This window comes from Argonema galeatum A003/A1, from assembly GCF_023333595.1.
Lineage (GTDB): Bacteria > Cyanobacteriota > Cyanobacteriia > Cyanobacteriales > Aerosakkonemataceae > Argonema > Argonema galeatum.
The window spans coordinates 61,931-87,095 of record NZ_JAIQZM010000021.1; the positions used below are offsets into that span (position 1 = coordinate 61,931).

Consider the following 25,165-nt stretch of genomic DNA (forward strand, 5'->3'; position numbering starts at 1 on the left):
GACATTCCTTTATTGGCCAATAATTTAAGTAAAACAATGCAGTGGAAAGAAACTTTTATATTGAACGGCAAACCAGTTTATTACAATCGAATTGCCTACAATAATATAGCGGAAAGAACGATTGAAGTTCCCATAGCATTTGAGTTTTTCACTAAGATAGAAAATAAAACCAAGGTCTTAGAAGTTGGAAATGTACTTCAAAATTACGAAAATTCTCTGAGTGATTATGTAGGTCTAAGACCGAGGAAAATAGTAGATAAATATGAAGTTGTCAGTGGGGTAGATAATATAGATTTAATGGATTTACCAGAGATGGTAAAATATGATGTTATCATTAGTATTTCTACAGTAGAGCACGTAGGCCAAGAAAAAAATCAGGTGACAACTGACTCGGAAAATTTAGAAGCCCCTCTGAAAGCGATCGCCAAAATATACGACTTACTAAATGTAGGAGGCAAAGCGCTAATTACAGTTCCGTTTGGAAAAATCTTGAATGGCAGATGGTACATCCAGTTTAGTCAAGAATATCTCAATCTTCTCTCAACTAAATACCAAATTCCCGATCGGGCTATATCGAAAAACTTCTTAAAAAGAATTGCCACCGAGTTATGGGTTGAAAATCCGCGTCATCTTTGGGTACAAGTGGAAGAAGAAGAATTGAGGAATGTTGAATACAGTTGGCCTTGGCCTTTTGCCAACGGAATTGTGGCGATCGAGCTAACCAAAGTTTCCAATTCGTTTAATTTGAACTTAAATCTTTCACCAGAAAATTTGACCTATGGAACGCCCCTATCTGATACCATTAGTTCGGATATTACGGAAAAATTGTATTCTATATTACCAAAATTGAGAGAGATAAACTTAATTGTTTTTCCCGATTGGTCTACATCAGAAGATTCTCTATATAAAAATTTGCAACCATTGATTCTATCGCTTCTAAATCATCCGTACAATAATTACGTATCCTTGCTGATAGATACTACCGATATTGATGAGGAAGAAGCAAATGACATTTTTTCGGCTATAATTATGAATATTTTCTCCGAACATAATTTAGATATGGCCGATGAACCAGAAATTATCTTATTGGGAGAACTAATTCCAATCCAGTGGCAAGTTATTTTGCCTCGAATCCAATCGCGAGTAATTTTGGCAGATGAAAATGAGTTATCCATTAAGAATGCGGCGGCACAAACTATTCCATTATCTACAACTGATAGTCTCGGCAGCAAACGAGCTATCCAGTTAGAAACTGGACTTTGGGCGTTTAAATAAACATTAAAGAATTCTTAGATAACCAAAATTAATGACTGTTACGAAACGAACATTTCCCCGATTTTTACGTTTTTTCGATCGGCCCAGTCTGTCAATGCAACTGATGGCTGTCGGATTAGTAATTACTTTGTTTTTTGTATTGGTAGCTATCTTAGCTCCCACATTTCAAGCCTGGGGATGGTTGCCAAATCCGACAGAATCTTTGAGTAATCCGATACACGAAGCGCCTTCGTGGAAACATTGGTTTGGCACCAGTCGCCAAGGCTACGATGTTTTCTCGCGGACGCTGTTTGGCAGCCAAGCGGCGCTGCAAGTGGTGATTTTAGCAACAACACTCAGTCTGATAATTGGTGTGCCGCTGGGTTTAGTTAGCGGTTATTTGGGCGGCAGGCTCGATCGCGTGCTGCTGTTTGTAATGGATACAATTTATACTTTGCCGGGGTTGTTACTGTCGGTGACGCTGGCTTTTGTGGTGGGGCGGGGAGTGTTGAATGCTGCGATCGCACTCAGCATCTCCTACATTCCTCAATACTACCGCGTGGTTCGCAACCACACCGTTAGCGTCAAAACAGAACTGTTTATCGAAGCAGCGCAGGCGATGGGTGCCGACACTTGGACTGTTTTATCTCGCTACCTATTTCTGAACGTAATTCAAAGCGTACCCGTGCTGTTTACCCTCAACAGCGCCGATGCCATTTTAACGTTGGGAGGCTTAGGCTTTTTGGGGTTGGGACTCCCCGATGAAGTGCCAGAATGGGGTCACGATTTAAAATTAGCTTTGGAAGCTTTGCCTGTCGGCATTTGGTGGACAACCTTGTTTCCAGGTTTAGCTCTTACTCTCATGGTTGTAGGATTATCTTTGCTGGGAGAAGGATTAACGGAGTTTGTCAATCCCCGATTGCGAAAAGGAATTAGGAACTAGAAATTTCCTAATTAGTCGAATAGCTTGGTGACTAAGTTGTCCGGGGGTATTTTTGGATGAAAATTAAAATTTCTTTGCTTGCTGCTCTTAGTTGTTTGACGCTGACCATCGCGGTAGCTGGGCTATTGGAGGCTGTTTCCAATCCGGCTGTGAATGCAGTACAAACAACAATTGCCCAGCGAGCCAATCAACGTATCAATCCCGATGAACCGATCGATATTACCTTAAATGAAAGATTTTCTTTGGAAAATTCACTGACGAGAATCAAGCAGATCCAAGGAGCCCTAACGAGCTTTCGGACGCTGACAGAAAAAAGCAAAACGGCTTTGGGACAGCGGGCGATCGCTAGCGTAGGCAACACCGATGTCGAAACCCAAACTTTGGGCTTTACCAATTGGGTTGGAGCCGTGGAAGGTACCACCAGACAACAAAATTTTCAAATCAAAAAGCTCGAGTTTGAGTTGGCGAAAAAGCAATTTGAAGATAAACAAGTGTCTCAAGCTGTATTAAACCAAAAAAGGACGGCTTACCAACAAGCGCAACGGGAATTTCAAAATTTCTTAAATTCCTTTAGAATTGCAGATTAGCAACAAATATCTGCAAAAATTTCAGCATGGGAACAGACTCCAATCTTTTAACTCAGCAACAGTCAGCGCCTCAAGTATTGGGCATCGATTTAGGCGGAACAGCAATTAAACTGGGACGGTTCCAAGAAGATGGAACTTGCTTGCAGTCGTTGACTGTGCCAACGCCGCAACCGGCGACACCGGAAGCAGTTGTAGAGGCGATCGCACACGCAGTAACTGCCTGCGGCGGAAGTGAAGTAAAAGCGATCGGCCTTGGCACACCAGGCCCTGCGGATGCCGCTGGACGCATTGCCAGAGTAGCGATTAACCTGGCGGGATGGAAGGATGTTCCCCTAGCTGACTGGTTAGAGGCAAAGACAGGTTTACCGACAATTCTGGCTAACGATGCCAACTGCGCTGGGTTGGGAGAAGCTTGGTTAGGCGCGGGTCGCCGGTTTAGTAACATGATTTTGCTGACATTGGGAACGGGAGTGGGTGGTGCGATTATCCTTGATGGGAAGCTATTTACAGGTCATCAAGGTGCAGGTGGCGAGTTGGGGTTAATTACTTTGAACCCGGATGGCCCAGAATGCAATAGCGGCAATCGAGGTTCTTTGGAGCAATATGTTTCGGTACAGGCAATTCGACGCCGGACGGGTTTAGAACCGGAGGAACTGGGGCGACGGGCCAAAGCAGGCGATCGCGTAGCTTTAGAATTCTGGGAAAGTTACGGACGAGATCTGGGTGCTGGGTTGGCAAGTTTGATCTATGTTCTGACCCCGGAAGCAATTATCATTGGCGGCGGAGTAAGTGCCAGTGCGGAGTTTTTCTTCCCTACCGCTATGGCAGAAATAAATCGTCGGGTTTTGGCAAGTTCCCGCGCACTTTTGCAACTATTAGTAGCAGAATTAGGCAATCAAGCGGGGATGGTTGGTGCTGCTAAATTGGCTTGGGAGAAATTTTTAAATTAATTTAGGATAAGATTTGGATCGTTTCAGTAGCATAAGAGCGATCTCGTCAACTTTTCTGTTGTCATCGTTGGTTAAATTTTTACCGCAGATGAAGACTCTGGAACGCAGATTAACGCAGATAAGAAGATTCTAGATTCCAGAGGTGGGTAGTGTCAAGGTAGGGTGTAACCTGTTATCTGTTTGATATAGCTAATTACTTTTTCATAAGCCTCCAAGTTGGTTTGAGGGTGGATCACAATTGGCATGGCATTATCTGGTAACCAAAAAGTTATTCGGCCGTTCTGCTCGCAAGAAAAAGTACTGATAAACTTGAGGTTGATGAGATAATCATTCCTCTCGTAGTAAATTTTTACCCAGTAAGACTCAAAATCGTGTCCCGTCGCTTCTTGGATGTAGGACAGCACTTTTTGATGAGCTTCTGGGTGGCCTTGCGGGTTAATGACGATCGGAAAGGAACTATCTGGCAACCAAAAAGTGATCCTGCCGTTCAGCTCGTAAGAAAAAGTACAAACTCGGTCGAGATCGATTACATACTCTTTCCTCTCGTAATTAATTTTGATCCAATACGCCACAGGCTCTCCTCACAACCGCAGTTTCGCCCTAGAACACCGATTCCGTAATGCCAGAAACCGGGTTTCTGTGGGTTAGAGCAACGAAATATCGACCTTGACAAACAAAGAAACCCGGTTTCTCATCTTCTATCGCGAATACTGAATTGGCGCTCTAGGAATCTTTAACATTATCGATCGCATCCTTATCTACAAAATTCTACAATTTCGTAGAACATATCCAAATGTTTGCCGTTGCCGAGTATGAAGTGAATATGCTGCACTAGAGGTATTAGGGCATAGCTGTTTGAAGGGATCGACTGCCGAACATAGCTAGGATATTGCCGAAGTATTCAGGGATGGGGTGGTTTGAGCGTCGGCGTGAGCCTCCTCTTTTACAGAAAGTATATCCTGGGGAGGGACTTCGCCAACCGAACGCAGGGCTAACGCGGCTTGGATAAATCCTTTAAACAAAGGATGGGGAGTGCTGGGCCGAGATTGAAACTCTGGGTGAAATTGTGTGGCAATGAAGAAGGGGTGGTTGGGGAGTTCGATAATTTCTACTAAGCGCCCGTCGGGAGAGGTGCCGCTAATTGCATATCCGCTTTCCAGAAACAGGTTGCGATAGGCATTGTTAAATTCGTACCTATGCCGGTGGCGTTCGTAAATCACTTCGTGCTGATAAAGACGGTAAGCTAGGGTATTGAGTGCCAAACGGCAAGGATAAAGACCCAGCCTCATGGTGCCGCCTAAATCGACGACATCCTGCTGTTCTGGCAACAGGTTGATGACTGGATTGGGTGTATCGGGGGCAAACTCAGCGCTGTTGGCATTTTCTAAACCAGCAAGGTTACGCGCCCACTCAACCACGGAACACTGCATCCCCAAGCATAAACCTAAGAAGGGAATATTGTTTTCGCGGGCATATTTCACTGCGGCAATCTTACCATCTACCCCACGGTTACCAAAACCTCCCGGTACGACGATGCCATTTACGCCCTCTAAATATTTCTGGGCACCATTGACTTCGATGTCTTCTGAGTTGACCCACCTGACGTTCAGGTCGAGGGAGAATTCGATCGCAGCATGGCGCAAAGCTTCTCCCATCGACAGGTAAGCATCGCTTAATCGGACGTATTTACCAACGATCGCAATCTCAATTCGCTTAGTGGGAGAATAAAGATGATCTACCAGGGTTTGCCACTGTTTTAAGTCTGGTTGACGCTGCTCTAGTTGCAGGATGTCTAGCGCTTGCTGTGCCAGTCCTTCTCGTTCTAACATCAACGGCACTTCGTAGATGCTGTTAGCATCTTGAGCCGCGATTACGCATTCTAGCGGCACGTCGCAGAATTCTGATAGTTTGTTTTTGAGTCCTTGCGGTATGGGCCGATCGCACCGACAAACTAAAATATCCGGTTGAATCCCAATCGATCGCAATTCCTTCACCGAATGCTGCGTCGGCTTAGTTTTCATCTCCCCCGCCGCAGCAATCCAAGGCACCAGCGTTACGTGGACGTACAGCACGTTCTGCCGCCCCACATCCTTACGTAACTGGCGGATAGCTTCCATGAAAGGTAACGATTCAATGTCCCCAACCGTACCCCCAATTTCCGTAATTACCACATCTGGATTGGTATTTTTAGCTACTCTCTGTATACGCTCTTTAATCTCGTTCGTGATATGGGGAATTACCTGAACCGTACCCCCCATATAGTCGCCCCGACGCTCTTTATTGATAACCGCCTGGTAAATCGAACCTGTCGTCACACTGTTGAGGCGAGACATGGACGTATCCGTGAAGCGCTCGTAGTGTCCCAAGTCCAGGTCTGTTTCGGCACCATCTTCAGTGACAAATACTTCCCCGTGCTGGTAGGGACTCATCGTTCCCGGATCGACATTAATATAAGGGTCAAGTTTCAGAATCGAGACGGAATAATCGCGCGATTTCAGCAACCGCCCCAGACTGGCGGCGACAATTCCCTTGCCGATACTGGAGACTACACCGCCTGTGACAAAGACAAACTTGGTCATAATATGCTGAAAATTAAAGCGTTCTTGCAAACCACCCCGTTAATTGTGCCACACTCTTAGCTTTCTGCGCGAACAGTCAGCTATTAACCGAGCTACAGTCTAGAAGATACGATAGCATCTAAAAGCTGGCAAAAAGCTTTTTCAACCATATTAGCTAAATTTTCGGTGATATCATCAAATTGTCTGTTGTCATCGTTGGTTAAATTTTACCGCAGATGAAGACTCTGGAACGCAGATGGACGCCGATAAGAATAATCACAGGAATTTTTTATGTAACCGATGCTACCGGATATGATATGACCAATGAGGAGGTTTTTTTGAAATGGCTAAGTTCTACTCGGAGTTGAATGAAGACTTACGTAATTTTATTGAAGAACAAAAAGTATTTTTCACGGCAACTGCACCAATAACGGGCAGAATTAATCTCTCGCCAAAGGGGTGTGATACCTTTCGCTGTATTGATAATAAAACAGTGGCTTATCTCGATTTAACTGGGAGTGGCAATGAAACGGCGGCGCATTTAAATGAAAATGGACGGATGACAATTATGTTTTGCAGTTTTTCCGATCGGCCCTTGATTTTGCGTATCTACGGACAAGGCCGTGTAATTAGCTCCACACATCAAGAATGGCACAAATTTTACTCTCTATTTGAGCCGACACCGGGAGAACGTCAAATTGTTGTGCTTGATGTTGAGTCTGTACAAACATCTTGCGGATATGGCGTACCCATGTACGAACTTAAGGAAGAAAGAAAAACGCTGGTAGAATGGGCAAATAAAAAGGGAAAACAAGGAATTGTTGACTATTGGCAAGAAAAAAACCAAAAAAGCATAGATGGATTGCCAACAAATATTGGTCAAGGGTGAGTGGTGAGTGACAAAAAACAACTGACAACGTACAGAAAAATGAGAAAAATATTAGTATTAGTTACATTGCTAACTTTAATCGCATATTCAGCTTTGGCAGAACAATCTCTTTATGTGGCCTTTCCACCGGCCAATTACCAAACAACTTCTAACCAGATCTTTTTTCTGGGAAGCGCACCAGCAGGGGGAAATGTGTTGGTGAATGGCAAAGCAATTGAGAGGAGTCCGGCGGGGCATTTTGCGCCTAGTTTTCCGCTGCGAGAGGGAGACAATATCTTTACGTTACGGTATGGAAATCAGCAACGCCAGATCGAAGTGACGCGCTTGTCAACACTACCAAATCTGCCGGTGGGGTTGGCGTTTGGGAAAGATTCGCTAAAACCGGGGGTGGATATTGCTAAATTGCCGGGTGAAATGATTTGTTTTAGCGCTCTAGCACCTCCCAACGCCACCGTCTCTGTTAAACTGGGAAATCAAACCATTCCCCTGATGCCGCAGTCGCCAGTTGCAGATGTACCCTCAAATTTTGCGGCATTAACAGGACAATACACAACCAATTCCCAGTCTGTTACGGGTCAATATCAAGGTTGCGCTACAGCTAACTCGCCCGGAAAGTTAGGGCGTGCCGAATTTCAGCTGACAATGAATGGCAAAACGACAACTCAGATGGCGCAGGGAAATGTGGAAATCTTATCGCCGACGCAGCTAGAGATTGCAGAAGTAATTGTAGATAATGCGATCGCACGCACTGGCCCAAGTAGCGATTATTCTCGTCTGACCCCTTTGCCCAAAGGGACGCAAGCAACGGTAACGGGACGTGAGGGAAAGTGGTTGCGACTCGATTATGGCGGTTGGATTGAGGATAAGGAAATTCGCATTATCCCAGGTGCTGTGCCACCCCGTTCGATTATTCGCACTCTCCGCGTCCGCCAGGTTCCCGGTGCGACAGAAATCGTGTTTCCCTTACAAGTGCCTGTGCCGGTAAGCGTGCAGCAGGGTTCTAGCACTCTCACCCTCACTCTTTACAACACTACCGCGCAAACGGATATCATTCGCCTTGATGACGACCCCATTATTTCTCGTCTAGATTGGCAACAGGTAGCACCCGGTCAAGTGCAATATACTTTTAATCTGAAATCCCAACAGCAATGGGGTTATCAGATGAAATACGATCGCACAAATTTGGTGCTGTCTGTGCGACACTCGCCCACAAGAACCCCCCCTGTTTCCCCCCCGTCTACGGGGGGGACTAAAGAGAGAGAAGAAAAGTCTTTATCGGGGATTGAAATACTTCTCGATCCGGGACATGGCGGCAAAGAATCTGGCGCATCGGGGCCAAACGGTTATTTGGAAAAAGATGTCAATCTTGCCATATCAAAGCTGCTGCGAGACAGACTGGTGGCGCTTGGCGCAAATGTGTATATGACGCGGGAGGACGATCGCGAATTGTCCCTGCAAGACCGGGTACAGGCGATCGATCGACTCCAACCTGCGATCGCTATCTCCATCCACCACAACTCCTTACCCGACGATGGAGACGCTCAGAATACCAAGGGATTTGCCGCCTTTTGGTATCATCCCCAAGCTCATAGTTTTGCCATCTTTATACACAAGTATGTAGTCCAAAAATTGGGGCGTCCTTCCTACGGCGTCTTTTGGGATAACCTGGCCCTAACTCGCCCAGCAACAGCACCATCAGTATTGCTAGAACTGGGTTTTATGAGCAATCCGGTTGAATTTGAATCCGTAATGAATCCCCAGGATCGACAGAAAATGGCGGATGCGATCGCAGATGGCATCGCCGAATGGTTCCGTATTAGTCAGTAGTCATTAGTCATTGGTATATACACAATGACCGACCATTGAAAAATCATATCATTTCCTTACGAATTGGTTAACTAAAAAAATCCTGTTCTTATTCTTATCTGCGTTTATCTGCGTTCATCTGCCTACATCTGCGGTAAAATTTAACCAAAGATAACAACAGACAATTGAACGATCTCACTCATGTACTAAAGATGTAACCGAACACCATATCAATCCAAAATCGAATTAGCAATGATCGAAAAGTGGCAAATCCTCAAATCTAACCTCGTCTTTGACAACGAATGGGTAAAAATCAGGCAAGATGAAATAGAATTGCCCAACGGCAAAATCATTGACGATTTTTTTGTCATTGTCAGACCGGATATAGCCTTAGTATTTCCTGTCACCCAAAACCAAGAGCTTGTTTTTGTTCGTCAATATAGACACGCCATCGGTGAAATTTTGTTAGAACTTCCGGCTGGGGGGTTTGACCCCGCAATAGAGAGCGGCGAAGCAGCAGCACATCGGGAACTAAAAGAAGAGACGGGTTATGTTGCAGACCAAATGATTAAACTCGCAACCATATACGATAATCCTATCAAAGATACCAATAAAATTCACCTGTTTATCGCCGAAAATGTGCATTTATCTGGCAAGCAGCAGCTGGATATCACAGAAGACATTGAAGTACAATTAATTCCAGTTGCCAAAGTGATGGAAAAGATAGTAGCAGGAGAAATAAACGTCTCTGGAACCATTGCCGCAATTTTATTTGGGTTAAATTTTTTACGCGATCGTTCTTTCAGGAGTGCTGAGTACTGAGTGGGGAGTGGGGAGTGCAACGGAAGTGTCAAATAAACTGCTTTGGACACGGCGTAATTAAATCTTTTGTATGACCGACATATTTATGATGCCGTGTTCCTACAATAATGTTCATAAAGAACATTAGCATAATAATTCCGAAAGACCCGATCGATCCAGATCCAGATCTGCGTTCATCTGCGTTCCAGAGTCTTCATCTGCGGTAAAAAATTAACCAAGGATAACAACAGAAAATTTCTAAATATCGCTCATATAGCAACCTTATCGGCAGTTAGGACGTTTTTAATTCCTGAAACTCTTGATTGCCCCTTCTGACCCTAGCCCCTTCTGACCCTAGCCCCTAGCTATACTATGGAAAACTTACCCAAATTTGGTGACGAAGAAACATCCGAATTACAACATAACATCGACATTACTGAGTGTCTGCAATCCTCTGGGGACTTGCAAGAAACAGAGCGAAAAGAGGCAGAAGCAGCACTGCAACAGGCGAAAGAAGAATTAGAAATCAAAGTAGAGCATAGGACAGCTGAATTAAAGGTTGCTAATGCGTTGCTTCGAGAAGAAATTATCGATCGACGGCGGGTAGAAGCGCAGTTGCGGGAAAGCGAGGAGCGATTCCGCAGCATTTTCAATCAGGCGGCGGTCGGTATAGCACAGGTATTGCTATCCGGTCAGTATTTCCTAGTCAATCAAAAGTTTGCAGATATTGTAGGATATACAGTAGAGGAACTGCAACAAAAGACTTTCCAAGAGATTACCCACCCCGATGATATTTCAGACAACCTAGTAAATTACCGCCAAATATGGGCGGGGGAAATTGAGACTTACTCGATGGAGAAGCGCTTCATCCGTAAAGATGGTTTTCCTGTCTGGGTCAATCTGACGGTATCGCTTTTGCGTGGTCATGCGGGTGAGCCGAAGTATTTTATTAATGTTGTGGAAGATATCAGCGGACGCAAACGAGCCCAACAGGCGTTGGGAGAAAATGAGGCGCGACTGCAAAAAATTATCGCCAACTTGTTTGAGAGCGAAGCCCGACTGCATACTATTGTTGCCAATCTGTTAGATGGTTTGTTAATTGTCGATCGCTTTGGCAACGTCCTTTTTGCCAATCCCGCCGCTGGAAAGCTTTTTAACCGCCAGCCAGAAGACCTCATCGGTCAAGAATTTGGCTTGCCGATCGCAGTAAGTAACACAGTAGAATTGGGCATTATTAGATCTAGAGGGGAAATTTCTATTGGGGAAATGTCTGTAGTCCCAGTCCAATGGGAAGGAGAATCAGTTTATGTTGTTTCCTTGCGAGATATTACAGAGCGCAAACGAGCTGAGGAAGCTCTGCGCGAAAGTGAAGAGCGATTTCGCCAGCTGGCAGAAAATGTTCAAGATGTCTTCTGGCTTCTGTCCCCAGAGGGCAAAGAGATACTGTACGTGAGTCCAGCTTACGAACAAATCTGGGGACGCCCTTCCGAGCAACTGTATGCCTCGCTGCAATCCTGGATAGATTCGATCGATCCAGAAGACCGGGAAACCGTGTTAGCCAAAATGTCCAGACAAGTGTGGGGAGAGTCCACGAGTGTGGAATATCGGATTGTGCGGCCCGATGGTTCAATTCGCTGGATTTGGGACCGATCTTTTCCAATTAAAGATGAATTTGGCAAAGTTTACCGCACGGCGGGGATTGCTGAGGATATTACCGATCGCAAGTTAGCCGAAGCGCAAATCAAAGCTTCGCTGCAAGAGAAAGAAATACTTCTCAAAGAAGTTCACCATCGCGTCAAAAACAATATGCAGGTTATTTCCAGCCTACTCGAATTGCAATCCCAATCTCTCAATGACGCCCTGGCGATCGATCTATTTAGAGAAAGCCAAAACCGCATCTCTTCAATGGCGCTCATCCACGAGCAATTATATCAATCCGAGCATTTAGACCGAATCGATCTGGCCGAATACATTCAAAGCTTGGTGGCTAATCTATTACAGTCTTTCGGCTGCACCAATAATGGTATTCACCTCAATCTTAACGTTGCCCCGATTTATTTTAATATAGAAACAGCCATACCCTGTGGTTTAATTATTAATGAACTGGTTTCCAATTCACTGAAATATGCTTTTCCCCAAGGCAGTAAAGGTGAAGTTGGCATTCAATTTAGTCAACGGGCTTCTAAGCAATTTCACTTAAGTATCAGTGATAATGGCATCGGATTACCACCTAATTTTAACCTAGAAACCACCGAAACACTTGGTTTGCGATTAGTCCGTATACTGACACGCCAGCTAAAGGGAGTTCTCGAAATTGATAGCCATCAGGGGACAGCGTTTAAAATTACCTTTGCTGAATTAAATTACCGCCGGAGGTTTTAATGTAATGACTAATAAAAAAATCTTAATTGTAGAAGATGAAATTATCGTAGCCGAAGACGTGGCAGTCAGATTAAAAAAGTTGGGATATATAGTAACAGATATTGTCACAACCGGCGAAGAAGCAATTGAACGAGCAGAACATACCAAACCCGATTTAGTACTGATGGATATTGTTTTGGAAGGAGATATAGACGGCGTAATAGCTGCCGAAGAAATTCGGAATCGTTTTAATATCCCAATTGTGTTCTTGACAGCTTATGCAGATGAAAAAACCTTGCATAGAGCCAAGCTTACAGATCCATTCGGCTATATTCTCAAACCCTTCCACCAAAAAGATTTACAAGCAAATATTGAAATTGCCATTCACCGACACGAATTAGAAAATAAAATGCAGCAAGCTCTAGAAAATTCAGAACAACTACGGCAAATTGCACAAGAACAAGCGGGTCGCCAAAACAAATATGTGGCAATGGCAGCCCACGAATTACGCAACCCATTGACTGCGATCGTAGCCTCTACCAAATTGCTCGAATTTAATCGCAGTCGGTGGGATGATGAAAGCAAACTAAAATGTCTCCGTTTGATTCAATCAGCTACGCAGAATATGAACCAATTGATTGAGGATATGCTGATGATCGGTCGAGCGGAAGCCGATCAATTAAAGTTTAATCCAGCACCGCTTAATTTCTCGGAATTTTGCCAATTTCTAGTCGAAAAGATGAAATTAAGCACTGAAAGCAAACACCAGTTAAATTTTGTTTCATCAGGTGTTATCGTTGCAACGCTGGATCAACGACTACTACAGCACATTCTGTCCAACTTGATCTCCAATGCCATCAAATATTCACCAAACGGTGGCACAATTACCTTGGAATTAGAGATTGAAAAGAGCAAAAAAGAATTTCCCAATCAAGAATCCTCAGCAGTGATTTTCCGCGTCCGAGATGACGGTATCGGCATTCCCGAAGAAGATCTAGAGAAACTATTTGAACCGTTCCATAGATGTACAAATGTAAGTGGAATTGCCGGGAATGGTTTAGGACTGACAATTGTCAAAAAGGCAGTTGATTTACACGGTGGTGCGATCGCTGTAGAGAGCGAAGTTGGAGTAGGCACCACCTTTATCGTCACCTTGCCTTGCTAGAGTGCCAGTCCAGTATAATAAATTGACAAAAAAACAATCCGATGTGTGAGTAGGGGCGAAGCATTCGGGGAGTAAGCGATATGCCTACGGCACGCACTCGCGATCGCTTTTCTTCAACAATTTTTATGCCCGAATGCAACGCCTGCGCCTTGGTCTGTATAAGCGATATGCCTACGGCACGCTACGCGATCGCTTTTCTTCAACAATTTTTATGCCCGAATGCAACGCCTGCGCCTTGGTCTGTATAAGCGAAGTGAAAGTGGGAGAGCGATCGCATCTCACCAATCCGTGCTAATTTTTGACGTACTCAGCACTTCTGATGTATAGCAACCGCTCTCGTCGATTAGGGCAGTAGGGGCGAAGCATTCGGGTAGTAAATATAAGGTTTTAACCAATAAATTATATGCCCGAATGCTTCGCCCCTAGCCCCGGCCCCAGATTTATGGCTTAACCGACTTTCATCGGTTGCTATACCTTATGGAAATGGGGAATGAAGAATTAGAATTCTTTTTATTCCCCATTTCGCCCGATTAAAAGAAAAGAGGAACGGACAAATCATTCGATTTGCGTTTCTCTAGAAAACCGAATTTTAGGTAATGGTCAAACCCATTTTGGAATTTTCCTTGAGAAACTGCGGCAGCAACATCTTGGTTTTCTTTAAGATAGGAAAAGTTGCTGAAAACAATGCTGGGATCGCGACTTTCAAACCTTCCCAATTTAACGAAATGTTCCCAGCTATCGCGGAATTCTCCTCGATCGATCGCATCCTTTACATCTTGGTTTTGAGCCAGATAAAAATCGGGATCGAAGGTTTCGGACAGAACATTAAATAAATTAAAAGGGTCGCGACCTTCAGCTGCACCGAATTTAATTAAATGTTCTATCCCACTGCCTAATTTTCGATCGTGTACTGCTTTTGCTACATCGGAATTTTGGGCAAGATAAACTGTTTCTAAGTCCCTAAACTCAGGTGCAGGTTCGCGTCCTTCAGCGACACCACTCTTGATAAAATGCTCGAAACCCGTGCGGTATTCGCCTTTAGCAACAGCTGCCTCCACATCTGGATTTTCATTCAGGTAGTCAGTAGCAAATACTGAACTGGGATTGCGACCTTCAGCGTAACCAAATCGGCTGAAATGTGCTAAAGCATTCGGGAAAACTTGATTAGCAACTGCATCTGCTACATCTCTGTTTTGTTGGAGATAAAACTCGGAATCCAACAGGGAAGAAGAGTCAAGCCTAGCATTAGCGCGGTTAAGGAAAAAGTTAAGGAAAAAGGGATCGTTATCTCTAATTGTGACGGCAGCATTGTTAGCAGTGCCGATCGCGTAAGCGCTATTCGCCGCTAAAGTAACGATCGCAATTTCAACAGGTTCTCGTCGCCTGTCATCGATTACATTGATAGGTAGATTAGCGCTACTTTGACCTGCTGGGATGACGATCGTGCCATTGAGATAATTGTAATCAATACCATTGCTGGCATTACCACTGGTAGTGTAATTGATTGTTAGCGGATTGGCTGTGCTACCAGTACGACTAATGGCGAAAACTCCTGGGTCGGGGGTTCGTCCCCTCCGAACTTCAGCAGCATTGGCATCTGTAGCACTGATAGTAACAGTGGGGATAATACTGGTAATTAAGCTGTAGTTACCTGTGGCATTGCCAGCATAACTGGTGACTCGCGCTAGGTAATTAATACCCGATTGCGCGGTAAAGGTGAGTTGGGAATTGATTCCATTGGAGTCATCGTTTTCAGCAATTACCTGACCCGTATCTGCATTCACCAATTGTAAGTAAGCATTAAATGGCGCATTAAGATTGAGTTGCACCTGTTGTCCCGGCGTTACTCCCGTCAGACGATAATCATCTCGGTACTTGCCAGAAAGGGTGGGATTATCGGGGTCGGTATTACTTAAGGTACTGTTGATGGTTTGGGGAACGCTAATTGTATCGGCAATAAAAACGGTAGCCTTGTTCTTAGCATCAAGAGTGTAGGCATTATCTGGGGTAATCGTAACTGTCGCCGTTTCGCTGCCTTCTACCAAATTGTCATTGATGACATTAATCGGCAGAGTAAATGTAGATTGATTTGCACCGAAAGTGATGCTACCAGGGAGATTGTTGTAATCAGTGCTATTAGTAGCAGTACCGGAAGTAGTGTATTTAACTGTGAGTGGCGCAGATAAATTGCCAGTACGAGTTAAACTGAATTGTCCGGGATTGGCGGTTTGTCCGTTAGCTGCTTCAGCTGCCTCGGCATCTGTGGTAGTAATATTAACCGTGGATGGGGTTGGGATACTGGTAATTAAGCTGTAGTTACCTGTGGCATTGCCAGCATAACTGGTGACTCGCGCTAGGTAATTAATACCCGATTGCGCGGTAAAGGTGAGTTGGGAATTGATTCCATTGGAGTCATCGTTTTCAGCAATTACCGCACCCGTGTCTGCATTCACCAATTGTAAGTAAGCATTAAATGGCGCATTCAGATTGAGTTGCACCTGTTGTCCCGGCGTTACTCCCGTCAGGCGATAATCATCTCGGTAGCTGCCAGAACGGGTGAGATTATTGGGGTCAGTATTACTTAAGGCGCTGTTGATGGTTTGGGGAACGGTAATTGTATCGGCCATAAAAACGGTAGCCTTGTTCTTAGCATCAAGAGTGTAGGCATTATCTGGGGTAATCGTAACTGTCGCCGTTTCGCTGCCTTCTACCAAATTGTCATTGATGACATTAATCGGTAGTGTAGCTGTAGATTGATTTGCTCCGAATGTAATGCTACCGGGAAGATTGTTGTAATCAGTGCTATTGGTAGCAGTACCGCTAGTGGTGTAATTAACTGTTAGTGGCGCAGATAAATTGCCAGTACGAGTTAAACTGAATTGTCCGGGATTGGGGGTTTGTCCGCTAACTGCTTCACCTGCCTCGGCATCTGTGGCAGTAATGCTAACAGTGGATGGGGTGGGGTTGACAGCAGTAAAACTTCCTTCTGTCGCAAAGGGTGAACCCGCCCAAGCACTATCAATCCCTTGCACACTCCAGTAATAAGTTTGTCCGGGAGTTAAATTGTTCAGCTGCCAACTGGTTTTCATGTTGGTATTGCCCAGTTGGGGTACTTGCCGATAACCCGTGTTGAGAGACATCGGGGCAAAAACATCGTTACCCCCTGGAGTAGTGCCGACGCGCAGGTTATAACCTAAACCAGTAGTGGGAGTTTGAGCATCAGTTGCCGGATTCCAGTTTAAGGTGACTGCTGTGTCAGAAATTGTAGAAGAGAGCCCTGTGGGTGTAGTGGGTGGAGTGTTAGCTGTCAGGGTTTTGTTACGGTACAATTTGATGAGGCCACTGGAGTGGTCTGTAAATACCATATCCAATTTGCCATCATTGTCGTAATCTCCCCAAGCAACGAGATTAGAGTTAGTAGAAGGCAACCCGATATTGCTATCGGTAAAGCCACTGCCCGTGTTACGGTACAATTTGGTGATACCGCTGCCTGAACCAATGTAACCCATAAGTAGGATATCCAATTTGCCATCGTTGTCGTAATCTCCCCAAGCAGCGGAACCTTGGCTAACACCAGTCAAATTGGCATTGATGTCGCTAAAGCCATTGCCTGTATTTCGGTACACTTTAGTGATGAAGCCTGAACCTGCAGTGGCACCCGTAAGTAGGATATCCAATTTGCCATCGTTGTCGTAATCTCCCCAAGCAGCTGAACTGTAGTAAATAGAAGGCAACCCAGCATTGATATCGGTAAAACCATTACCTGTGTTGCGGTACACTTTGGTGGTCAAGCCTGAACTTGAATTACCGCTGTCCGTAAGTAGGATATCCAATTTGCCATCATTGTTGTAATCTCCCCAAGCAGCTGAACTGTGGAAACTACCAGTCAAACCAGCATTGATGTCGGTAAAGGCATTACCCGTGTTGCGGTACACTTTAGCGATGAGGCCTGAACCTACAGTGGCACCCGTGAGTAGGATATCCAATTTACCATCATTGTCGTAATCTCCCCAGGCAACGGAACTCTGCTCAACACCAGGCAACCCGGCATTGATGTCGATAAAGCCATTGCCCGTGTTACGGTACACTTTGGCGATGCTACCTGAACCTGCAGTGGCACCCGTAAGTAGGATATCCAATTTTCCATCGTTGTCATAATCTCCCCAAGCGGCAGAACCGTTGTCAACACCAGTCAACCCGGCATTGATATCGATAAAGCCATTACCCGTGTTGCGGTATACTTTGGCGATTCTGCCTGAAGGACTGCTGCCTGAAGGACTGCTGCCTGTGAGTAGGATATCCAATTTGCCATCATTGTCGTAATCTCCCCAAACAGCAGAATCGCTGAAAATACCAGGCAACCCGGCATTGATTTCATCAAAAGGCTCATCATTAATAATCGTCAAAGTTGTTGTATTCTGGCTGCCAATAGTCGCCCCACCTCTAACACTCCCAGGTACGAACTCCCACATCATTGTTTCATCTGGTTCGACCACAGTATCGCCATTAATGAGAAGAACTACTGTCTTAGCAGCAGTATCCCCATCAGCAAAGTTAACTATCGAAGAATTGTTGCCGAAATCCGAGAAGTTAGCAGTACCCAGATTTGGATTAGCCCATACAACTGCGCTTACCGCACCATTGCTACCACCTGTACGATTAACCGTAACTGCCGTCGCATTTACAAAACCGCCGCTATTGCCTTCTGGCACGCTGAAATTAGCCGCACTAAATTGTAAAATACCCGCATTATCATCATTACTAATCGTCAAAATCGCCCTATCCTGACTGCCAATGGTCGCCCCACCTGTAACACTCCCAGGAATTAACTCCAAATTCACTGTTTCATCGGGTTCAACCGTAGTATCGCCATTGATGGGAATAATTACCGTTTTAGCAGCAGTATCCCCATCGGCAAAGTTAACAGTAATCGGAAAGATATTATTGTTGTAATCATTCGGGTTAGGACTACCTGGATTATTAGCAGTACCCGGATTATTCAGATTAACTCGCGCCTGCACGCTTACTGCACCACTGCTACCACCTGTACGATTAACGGTAACTGCTGTCGCATTTACAAAACCGCCGCTATTCCCTTCTGGTACGCTGAAATTAGCCGCACTGAATTGCAAAGTACCTGGTTGAGGCTGAGTATCATCATTATTAACAGTAGTTGTCGCACTAGCAGTGGAAATTGTCGGAGTCTGCCCAGGTGCTACCGGATTCGATAAATTAACAATGACTGTTTCCTCTGGTTCAAATGCCGTATCACCAACAATATTCATGGCGATTGTTTTTTGCATTTCACCCGCAGCAAAGTTAATCGTGCCAGTTGTAGAAGTTGCGCCAGAAGTTCCGCTAATATTGTTGTAATCGCTGTTATTAGTAGCAGTACCACCAATGGCAAAATCTACTTTACTCGCTGCATCAATCCCACCGCTACGAATAACCGTGAAAGTAATGGGAGTTGTGCCGCTATTAGCTTCAGGAATATTGGCAACACCAGCACTAACGGCGTAATCAACAGCATCATTCGCCGCAATAGTTAGCGTAGTTTGTTTGGTTGTACCCGCAGCAGCAGCAGTAATTGTGCCAAAATCGAGAACTAGCTTTTCATCATTTTCAGGAATATTGTCAGGCTTAATAGTAACAGCAACATTCTGAGTTAATGCAGCACCAGTAGCACCCGCTGCGAAAGTAACAGAAGTAGTTGCAAGAGTGTAATCATTGCCAGCGCCTTCTGTAGCAGTGCTGCCATTGTTAATTACAATTGGCACAGTTACATCAGTACCGGAAGTAGCGCTGAGAGTAACCGGAATATTAACTACCGTATCGCTGCTGCCTTCTGTACCGCTATAACTAGCAGCACCAAAATTCACTAAAGACGTATTATTGAGCAGAACTGAGACATTGTTCGTCCAATAGTTCGGCGTAGCCAAATCCGGTGCGCCGTCCTTATTCAAGTCGCTTATCGCCACCGTCCACGGCCCTGTCCCTGCCCCCGTGCTAAAGTTCGTGGCAGGGTCAAAACTGCCCGTACCTGTTCCCAACAAAACGGAAACATTGTCTGAGTTAAGGTTGGCTGTAGCTAGATCGAGCTTACCATCTGCGTTAAGGTCTCCCACAGCGACAAAACGCGGCCCAGACCCTACACTAAAGTTGGTAGCCCCACCAAAGCTGCCCGTACCTGTACCCAACAAGACAGAAACGTTGCTAGAGCCTTCATTTGCTACAGCTAAATCAGCCTTGCCGTCTGCGTTCAAGTCACTTACAGCCAGCGCGTATGGACTCGACCCTACACTAAAGTTGGTAGCAGTACCAAAGCTGCCCGTACCTGTCCCCAACAAAATAGAAACATTATTTGAGTTAAAGTTGGCTGTAGCTAGGTCAAGCTTGCTGTCTGCGTTGAAGTCACCCACTCCAACGAACTGAGGTCGTAACCCGACACTAAAGTTGGTAGCCGCTTTAAAGCTACCTGTACCATCTCCTAACAGGATGGAAACGTTGTTAGAATCAATGTTCGCTGTGGCTAGGTCAAGCTTGCCGTCAGCGTTAAAATCACCCGCTTCTACAGACCAAGGACTTAACCCGACGCTAAAGTTAGTAGCCGCTTGAAAGCTACCCGTACCATCCCCTAACAGGATGGAAACGTTGCTAGTACCCCAATTCGCTGCGGCTATATCGGGAAAGCTGTCATTGTTAAAGTTTCCTACGGCAACATCAAAGGGGTATTGTCCTGCGTTAAAGTTAGTGGCTTTGCCAAAGTTACCTGTGCTATCTCCTAATAAGATAGAGACAGCGCCAGAAGCACGGGTGGGAAGGGCTAGGTCAAGATGTCCATCTCCGTTGAAGTCGTGTGCTGTGACAGACTGGGGTTGTACTCCCGTGCCAAACTGGGTAGCAGGACTAAAAGTAAGCAGAACAGAGTTATAGCTCGCCATTGTTTCTGCTTCCAGGGCTAGCGTTGCTTCAATTTCCCCGGTTTTTACTTCAAATTCCCAGTTTCCGCCTAATGCTGCACTTCCTGTTAAGTCATCGGAAGCGGCGATATCTGCATCGGTTATCTGACTGAGAGATTGCACAAAGGCAGTTCCTTTCTCTCCGGCTGCCACATTGCAACCATATAGGAGAATGTCTGCATCAGGTGTTAGGGCGTTTTTCCACTGTTCCAAAGAGGCGCGATATTCATCCAGGTTTGCCAAACTTAGTTGTGCCGTCCCCAACTGCAAGCTAGCTTCCCCGCCGTGAGTGATGATGTGGGCGCTACTGACTTCTGTGCGATCGGCTAATATTTGGGTAATTTGTTCTACTCCATCTCGCGTGGGGTCGAGGAGTACAATTTCAGTGTTGGGAACGATTCCGGCAATCAGACTTTGATAATCTTTTACTGTTGGATCGATAAAGGCAATATTCTGATAGCCTACTCCCATCTGATTAAATGGCTGAAGATTTCCCTGAATATCAATCAAGTCTGAATTTTGATTGATAGCAAATTGGTTAAGATGGGTGAATAGTCCGGTAGATTCAAATGGTTGCATAGATTTGTCCATATCCTGCTGGATTGCAAAAGGTTAAATTAGGCCATGAAGTCCGCAGAAATTTGTGGTTATTGAGAACACAGAAACTTTCCACAGACTGTATTACACCCAGAACTACCCGTAACTAAAAGTAGTTTTTTAGAAAAAGTTGTTGAAAATTTAAGCATTTTTCGGTTATGTATTCAAAGCTATTCGATCGCCAATGGGGTTCGCTAGATCAGTTTGCTTCTGTCTCCGCTAGTGTAGAATTGATCTTGACAAATGTCCAGTCAGTATATACGTATGCCTACTCTCAAAGCTTCTCAGCAGGGACTCGCGAAAATTAGACAAGCCAGAACTAAAAGGGGGTGGCCCGTAAGCGATCGCAAATGGCTAGAGGAAGCAAGCCTGGTTTTGGGAATAAACTGGGAAAATAAGGGATATCTAGCCGATGGCATCTCTGAAGGCACTTGGAGTCGGTTTTTGGCTGGGAAGTGTCCCATTAATACAGATGCTTTTCACGCTTACTGCGAAGTTTTGGGACTCAATTGGGAGGATATAGTCGATCGCGATCGAGTTCGGTGTCAAGATTGGGATAGCGCACCCGATGTGTCTGTTTTCTACGGACGCCTAGAAGAATTGGCGACGCTAGAGGAATGGATTGTAAAGAATCGTTGCCGTTTGATCGCGCTGGTGGGGATGGGAGGAATTGGTAAAACGTCTCTAGCGGCGAAGATTGCCGCACAAATTCAGGATGAATTTGAGTTTCTTATCTGGCGAAGTTTGCATGATGCGCCATCGATCGAACATCTTTTATATGACTTAATTCAGTTCTTATCTAATCAGCAGAAAACCGAGTTAAATTCCAGCTTTGAAGGTAGCGTTTCCCATTTAATCGATTGTTTGCAAAAACACCGATGTTTGCTGATATTAGATAATTGGGAACCTGTTTTAGGCACTTGCAAAATGGCTGGTCAATATCGAAAAGGGTATGAGGTTTATGGTGAGTTAATCAAGCGGGTAGGTGAATCGCAGCATCATAGCTGCTTAGTCTTGACTAGCCGAGAGAAACCCGGAGTAATTGCAGCATTAGAAGGCCCAAACCTATTGGTTCGTTCTTTAAAATTAACTGGTTTGGGAGAAGCCACACGAGATATCCTCAAAGAGAAAGGTTTGCATGAAGAAAACCTATGGTCAGAACTGATTCAACCATATAGAGGTAATCCTTTAGCATTAAAAATAGTGGCGGCAACAATTCACGATTTATTTGGCGGAAGTATTTCTGATTTTTTAATGCAGAACACCCTATTTTTGGGAGATTTTGAATATTTGTTATATCAGCAATTTCATCGTTTATCGGAATTAGAAAAAGAACTTATGTACGGAATATCAATGAGTTTAACTTCAAGAACTATTTCTCAATTGCGAAGTAATATCCAGGAAGAAATTTCGTCATCTCAATTAATTAAAGCATTGGAATCCTTAGAACGAAAGTCTTTGATTGAAAAAGTAAAAGAAGAAAACGAAACTTCTTTTACTCTTCAGCCGATGGTGATGAAGTATGTGAAAACTCATTATTCTCGTTGTTAAATTAACTGCCATCTGTGCATGAGATTTAAGATTGTGTAGTAATCAGACAGGGTGCATTAAAAGGCAATTTATAATATCTCATTGATTTTTAATTTTTATTACAAAAGTATGTTTTCAATTGCCGCAAACATAATTCGATCGGGAATGCAACTGCAAGAGCGCTATCTTGTCACTCGACAGTTAGGTAAAGGCGGTTTTGGTCTTACTTTCGAGGTGGATGATGGCGGAAAATTAAAAGTTATAAAAATTTTGCTGACAAACTATCCAAAAGCGGTTTCCCTATTTCAGCGAGAAGCCGAAGTATTAAGTCAACTGCGTCATCCGGGAATTCCCAAAGTAGAGTCAGATGGTTATTTCACCTTTTTACCCGAAGGAAACCTAGAGCCATTACACTGCTTAGTAATGGAAAAAATTGATGGTGCAAATTTGCAAGATTGGCTCAGTTGCGAGCAACATATCTCCCAAGAACAAGCGATTGACTGGTTAAAACAGCTAGCAGAAATTTTGGATAAAGTCCACAGTCAGCAGTATTTTCATCGGGATATCAAGCCATCTAATATCATGCTGAAACCGGATGGACAGTTAGTACTGATTGACTTTGGTGCGGTGCGAGAAGTTACGGAAACTTATTTGGAAAAATTAGACGAAAAGGGGGTAACAGGAATTAATTCTCCAGGTTATACGCCAGTAGAGCAATCCGAAGGAGAAGCCGTGCTGCAATCAGATTTTTTTGCATTAGGGCGTACCTTTGTTCATTTACTAACAGGCAAACATCCCCTCAAGTTTATTAAAAACTCTCAAACGGGTGAATTAATTTGGCGAGAAGATGCTCCTCAGATATCGGAATCGTTTGCTAATTTGCTCGATTACTTGATGGCTACTTTTCCAGGACAGCGACCTCAAAATGCTAATCTGATTTTAGAATGTCTGAGAGCGATAGAATCAGGTGTGAGCGATTTAGAGCCGAGTCTTCCTTCTGTTAAGATAGCACCAATAACCAAGCGATCGCACACCCGTCGGAGAATTCAGTTCTCTTTAGTAGCTTTGTTTCTACTAGCGCTTTTTGGATGGCGGTTTGGGTTGCCTCGGATTGCTATTGCTTACAACGATCGCGGAGTAGAAGATTACCTTGCCAATCAACCAAATCAGGCTCTTTTAAACTTCAATACGGCACTTAGGTTTGACCCAGATTTTGCAGAAGCTTACTACAATCGGGGAGCTATTTACGAGAACTTGCGAGATTTCGATCGCGCCCGCAGCGAATACCAAATAGCAGCGAAAGGGGGAATACCTGAAGCATACAATAACTTGGCTCGATTGTATATTCTGAAAAAAGATTATGCCGCAGCTATTGACTTAATCGGGCAAGGAATGAAGCAAGCCAAAGTTACTAAAGAAATGAAATATGTCTTGCATAAAAACTTAGGCTGGGCTAGACTGGAACAACATCGCTATCCAGAGGCTAAAGAACACCTCCAGATAGCTATTAACTCCGATGGCGATCGCGCTGCTGCCTACTGTCTGTTGGCTCAAGTTTTAGAAGCCCAAGGGGACATGAAAGGAGCTTTGGTGAAATGGAAAAGTTGTCGTCAGTATGCCTCCCAGTACAAGCCAGATGAGGACACTTGGATGGGTATAGCTGACAAACGGTTAGCAGCAGGAGAAAAGAAATGAACTCCCGATGGAAATGGTATTTTCCTCTAGTCCTCAGTCTAGTCTTGGCAACAGCAGAACGGGGAACAGCTAGCAATGCTGCCACAGCCGGATTGATTGTCGAAACTGAGGGTAAAGTGCTGCTCAAGCGTCAGGGATGGCTGGATTACTGCCCCACATTTGTTGGGACTCAGCTTTATCCCGGCGACGAACTGCTAGCGGAGTCGGGAGCAACAGTAACCGTTCTCTGTGCCGATCTAACTCCTTTAAAATTATCCTCTGGTGAAACATGGTACTTAGCCGATAGCAATCCGCCAGAAAATCCGCAGCCCAGAGGTGGTCGTAAAGTCCCGCCGAGAGGCGATATTAACCCGCTGATTCCTTATATTATCAGCCCCCGCAGCACTTTCCTAGTTACTGAAAAACCTACCTTGCGTTGGAATGGGGTGCCTGGTGCTACCCGTTACAAAGTAAGCGTCATGAGTGACGAAGATGTGCTTTGGGAGGAGGAAAGTACTGCAACTGAGATTGTTTATCCGGGTGAGCCACCCTTGGAATTGGGAGTTGATTATTTATTGATTGTCAATACTGATACAGGTGCATCCTCTTGTGAGGAAAATTTGCCGTCTCTGGGATTTAGCTTACTCGATGAAACCAAAGCAACTCTTGTGCGCTATTCAGTAGAGCGACTAACTAACTTGAATTTAGCTTCCGAAGCTCTAGCCCTTGCTTTAGCGCATCTCTATATTGGATATGAATTAAAGGCGGAGGCGCAAGAGACGTTAGAGGTTTTGGTGAAGCAGGGAAATCAAACAGCAGCAGTTTACTCTACGCTGGGCGCACTCTACGAGGATGTGGGACTGAGCAGACTGGCATTGACTCGCTATTCTAGAGCAGCAGAACTTTCGGTAGCGGTTGGGGATTTAGAAGGGCAAGCTGTGGCTGCTGCGGGTTTGGGAGAAGTTTATCAGACTATTGGGAACATTGAAGCTGCAAAACACTGGTTAACTCAAGCGCGAGACAAGTTTGCAGCTTTGGGGGATACAGAACGGATGAAGGAATTAGAGAACTGGCTTAATTAAACCTGTAAA

The 25,165-nt window shown here is 44.7% G+C and carries 16 protein-coding genes; 13 read left to right on the top strand and 3 right to left on the bottom strand.

The window, feature by feature from the left end:
- Nucleotides 1-36: 36 nt before the first annotated feature.
- Genes LAY41_RS20645 through LAY41_RS20660 form a run of 4 tightly spaced genes read left to right on the top strand, consistent with a single transcriptional unit; the run spans nucleotide 37 to nucleotide 3,734 of the window.
- Nucleotides 37-1,275: a class I SAM-dependent methyltransferase gene (locus LAY41_RS20645; protein WP_249102443.1), complete on the top strand. Its 1,239-nt coding sequence runs from the start codon at nucleotides 37-39 to the stop codon at nucleotides 1,273-1,275.
- 31 nt (nucleotides 1,276-1,306) lie between these two features.
- On the top strand, nucleotides 1,307-2,197 hold the full coding sequence (locus tag LAY41_RS20650; RefSeq protein WP_249102444.1) for an ABC transporter permease: 891 nt from the start codon (nucleotides 1,307-1,309) through the stop codon (nucleotides 2,195-2,197).
- A 56-nt stretch (nucleotides 2,198-2,253) separates the two neighbouring features.
- The gene (locus LAY41_RS20655; RefSeq protein WP_249102445.1) at nucleotides 2,254-2,784 is read left to right on the top strand and encodes a hypothetical protein; all 531 of its coding nucleotides are present in this window, start codon (nucleotides 2,254-2,256) and stop codon (nucleotides 2,782-2,784) included.
- Nucleotides 2,785-2,810: 26 nt separating this feature from the next.
- On the top strand, nucleotides 2,811-3,734 hold the full coding sequence (locus LAY41_RS20660) for an ROK family protein (protein WP_249102446.1): 924 nt from the start codon (nucleotides 2,811-2,813) through the stop codon (nucleotides 3,732-3,734).
- A gap of 152 nt (nucleotides 3,735-3,886) precedes the next feature.
- Here LAY41_RS20660 and LAY41_RS20665 read toward each other — a convergent pair whose 3' ends face one another.
- Both LAY41_RS20665 and LAY41_RS20670 read right to left on the bottom strand, forming a co-directional pair.
- Complete coding sequence (locus LAY41_RS20665) at nucleotides 3,887-4,306, bottom strand: hypothetical protein (RefSeq protein ID WP_249102449.1); 420 nt, start codon at nucleotides 4,304-4,306, stop codon at nucleotides 3,887-3,889.
- Between the two features lie 309 nt (nucleotides 4,307-4,615).
- Complete coding sequence (locus LAY41_RS20670) at nucleotides 4,616-6,313, bottom strand: CTP synthase (RefSeq protein ID WP_249102452.1); 1,698 nt, start codon at nucleotides 6,311-6,313, stop codon at nucleotides 4,616-4,618.
- Nucleotides 6,314-6,635: 322 nt separating this feature from the next.
- Here LAY41_RS20670 and LAY41_RS20675 point away from each other — a divergent pair, with 322 nt between their 5' ends.
- The 6 genes from LAY41_RS20675 (at nucleotide 6,636) to LAY41_RS20700 (ending at nucleotide 13,562) form a co-directional block, all read left to right on the top strand.
- Nucleotides 6,636-7,181: a pyridoxamine 5'-phosphate oxidase family protein gene (locus LAY41_RS20675; RefSeq protein WP_249102454.1), complete on the top strand. Its 546-nt coding sequence runs from the start codon at nucleotides 6,636-6,638 to the stop codon at nucleotides 7,179-7,181.
- A gap of 39 nt (nucleotides 7,182-7,220) precedes the next feature.
- On the top strand, nucleotides 7,221-9,008 hold the full coding sequence (locus LAY41_RS20680; RefSeq protein WP_249102457.1) for an N-acetylmuramoyl-L-alanine amidase family protein: 1,788 nt from the start codon (nucleotides 7,221-7,223) through the stop codon (nucleotides 9,006-9,008).
- A gap of 231 nt (nucleotides 9,009-9,239) precedes the next feature.
- Nucleotides 9,240-9,809 (top strand): NUDIX hydrolase, encoded by a 570-nt coding sequence (locus LAY41_RS20685; RefSeq protein ID WP_249102461.1) that lies wholly within the window; start codon nucleotides 9,240-9,242, stop codon nucleotides 9,807-9,809.
- A gap of 351 nt (nucleotides 9,810-10,160) precedes the next feature.
- Nucleotides 10,161-12,170 (top strand): PAS domain S-box protein, encoded by a 2,010-nt coding sequence (locus tag LAY41_RS20690; RefSeq protein ID WP_249102463.1) that lies wholly within the window; start codon nucleotides 10,161-10,163, stop codon nucleotides 12,168-12,170.
- A 4-nt stretch (nucleotides 12,171-12,174) separates the two neighbouring features.
- Nucleotides 12,175-13,314, top strand: a complete 1,140-nt coding sequence (locus LAY41_RS20695; RefSeq protein ID WP_249102465.1) for a hybrid sensor histidine kinase/response regulator — start codon at nucleotides 12,175-12,177, stop codon at nucleotides 13,312-13,314.
- 80 nt (nucleotides 13,315-13,394) lie between these two features.
- Nucleotides 13,395-13,562: a hypothetical protein gene (locus tag LAY41_RS20700; protein WP_249102468.1), complete on the top strand. Its 168-nt coding sequence runs from the start codon at nucleotides 13,395-13,397 to the stop codon at nucleotides 13,560-13,562.
- A 282-nt stretch (nucleotides 13,563-13,844) separates the two neighbouring features.
- On the opposite strand, the gene LAY41_RS20705 is transcribed toward LAY41_RS20700, so the two are convergent.
- Complete coding sequence (locus LAY41_RS20705) at nucleotides 13,845-20,852, bottom strand: FG-GAP-like repeat-containing protein (protein ID WP_249102470.1); 7,008 nt, start codon at nucleotides 20,850-20,852, stop codon at nucleotides 13,845-13,847.
- Nucleotides 20,853-21,113: 261 nt separating this feature from the next.
- Here LAY41_RS20705 and LAY41_RS20710 point away from each other — a divergent pair, with 261 nt between their 5' ends.
- The 3 genes from LAY41_RS20710 to LAY41_RS20720 all read left to right on the top strand — a co-directional run bounded on the left by LAY41_RS20710 (nucleotide 21,114) and on the right by LAY41_RS20720 (nucleotide 25,156).
- Nucleotides 21,114-22,421, top strand: coding sequence for an NB-ARC domain-containing protein (locus tag LAY41_RS20710; protein ID WP_249102474.1), 1,308 nt, complete (start codon nucleotides 21,114-21,116; stop codon nucleotides 22,419-22,421).
- 108 nt (nucleotides 22,422-22,529) lie between these two features.
- Nucleotides 22,530-24,095 carry a protein kinase domain-containing protein gene (locus LAY41_RS20715; protein ID WP_249102478.1) on the top strand — a complete coding sequence of 522 codons (1,566 nt, stop codon included), beginning with the start codon at nucleotides 22,530-22,532 and terminating at the stop codon, nucleotides 24,093-24,095.
- Nucleotides 24,092-25,156: a tetratricopeptide repeat protein gene (locus LAY41_RS20720; RefSeq protein ID WP_249102480.1), complete on the top strand. Its 1,065-nt coding sequence runs from the start codon at nucleotides 24,092-24,094 to the stop codon at nucleotides 25,154-25,156. Before LAY41_RS20715 ends, LAY41_RS20720 begins: the two co-directional genes overlap by 4 nt.
- Nucleotides 25,157-25,165 lie beyond the last annotated feature (9 nt).

What these genes read in the sequence shown, in the direction of transcription:
- LAY41_RS20690 (WP_249102463.1), top strand. Translation starts at nt 10,161, where the DNA reads ATGGAAAACTTACCCAAATTTGGTGACGAAGAAACATCCGAATTACAA.
- LAY41_RS20715 (WP_249102478.1), top strand. Translation starts at nt 22,530, where the DNA reads ATGTTTTCAATTGCCGCAAACATAATTCGATCGGGAATGCAACTGCAA.
- LAY41_RS20645 (WP_249102443.1), top strand. Translation starts at nt 37, where the DNA reads ATGCAGTGGAAAGAAACTTTTATATTGAACGGCAAACCAGTTTATTAC.
- LAY41_RS20720 (WP_249102480.1), top strand. Translation starts at nt 24,092, where the DNA reads ATGAACTCCCGATGGAAATGGTATTTTCCTCTAGTCCTCAGTCTAGTC.
- LAY41_RS20660 (WP_249102446.1), top strand. Translation starts at nt 2,811, where the DNA reads ATGGGAACAGACTCCAATCTTTTAACTCAGCAACAGTCAGCGCCTCAA.
- LAY41_RS20705 (WP_249102470.1), bottom strand. Translation starts at nt 20,852, where the DNA reads ATGCAACCATTTGAATCTACCGGACTATTCACCCATCTTAACCAATTT.
- LAY41_RS20695 (WP_249102465.1), top strand. Translation starts at nt 12,175, where the DNA reads ATGACTAATAAAAAAATCTTAATTGTAGAAGATGAAATTATCGTAGCC.
- LAY41_RS20670 (WP_249102452.1), bottom strand. Translation starts at nt 6,313, where the DNA reads ATGACCAAGTTTGTCTTTGTCACAGGCGGTGTAGTCTCCAGTATCGGC.
- LAY41_RS20675 (WP_249102454.1), top strand. Translation starts at nt 6,636, where the DNA reads ATGGCTAAGTTCTACTCGGAGTTGAATGAAGACTTACGTAATTTTATT.
- LAY41_RS20700 (WP_249102468.1), top strand. Translation starts at nt 13,395, where the DNA reads ATGCCTACGGCACGCACTCGCGATCGCTTTTCTTCAACAATTTTTATG.
- LAY41_RS20680 (WP_249102457.1), top strand. Translation starts at nt 7,221, where the DNA reads ATGAGAAAAATATTAGTATTAGTTACATTGCTAACTTTAATCGCATAT.
- LAY41_RS20650 (WP_249102444.1), top strand. Translation starts at nt 1,307, where the DNA reads ATGACTGTTACGAAACGAACATTTCCCCGATTTTTACGTTTTTTCGAT.
- LAY41_RS20655 (WP_249102445.1), top strand. Translation starts at nt 2,254, where the DNA reads ATGAAAATTAAAATTTCTTTGCTTGCTGCTCTTAGTTGTTTGACGCTG.
- LAY41_RS20710 (WP_249102474.1), top strand. Translation starts at nt 21,114, where the DNA reads ATGTCCAGTCAGTATATACGTATGCCTACTCTCAAAGCTTCTCAGCAG.
- LAY41_RS20685 (WP_249102461.1), top strand. Translation starts at nt 9,240, where the DNA reads ATGATCGAAAAGTGGCAAATCCTCAAATCTAACCTCGTCTTTGACAAC.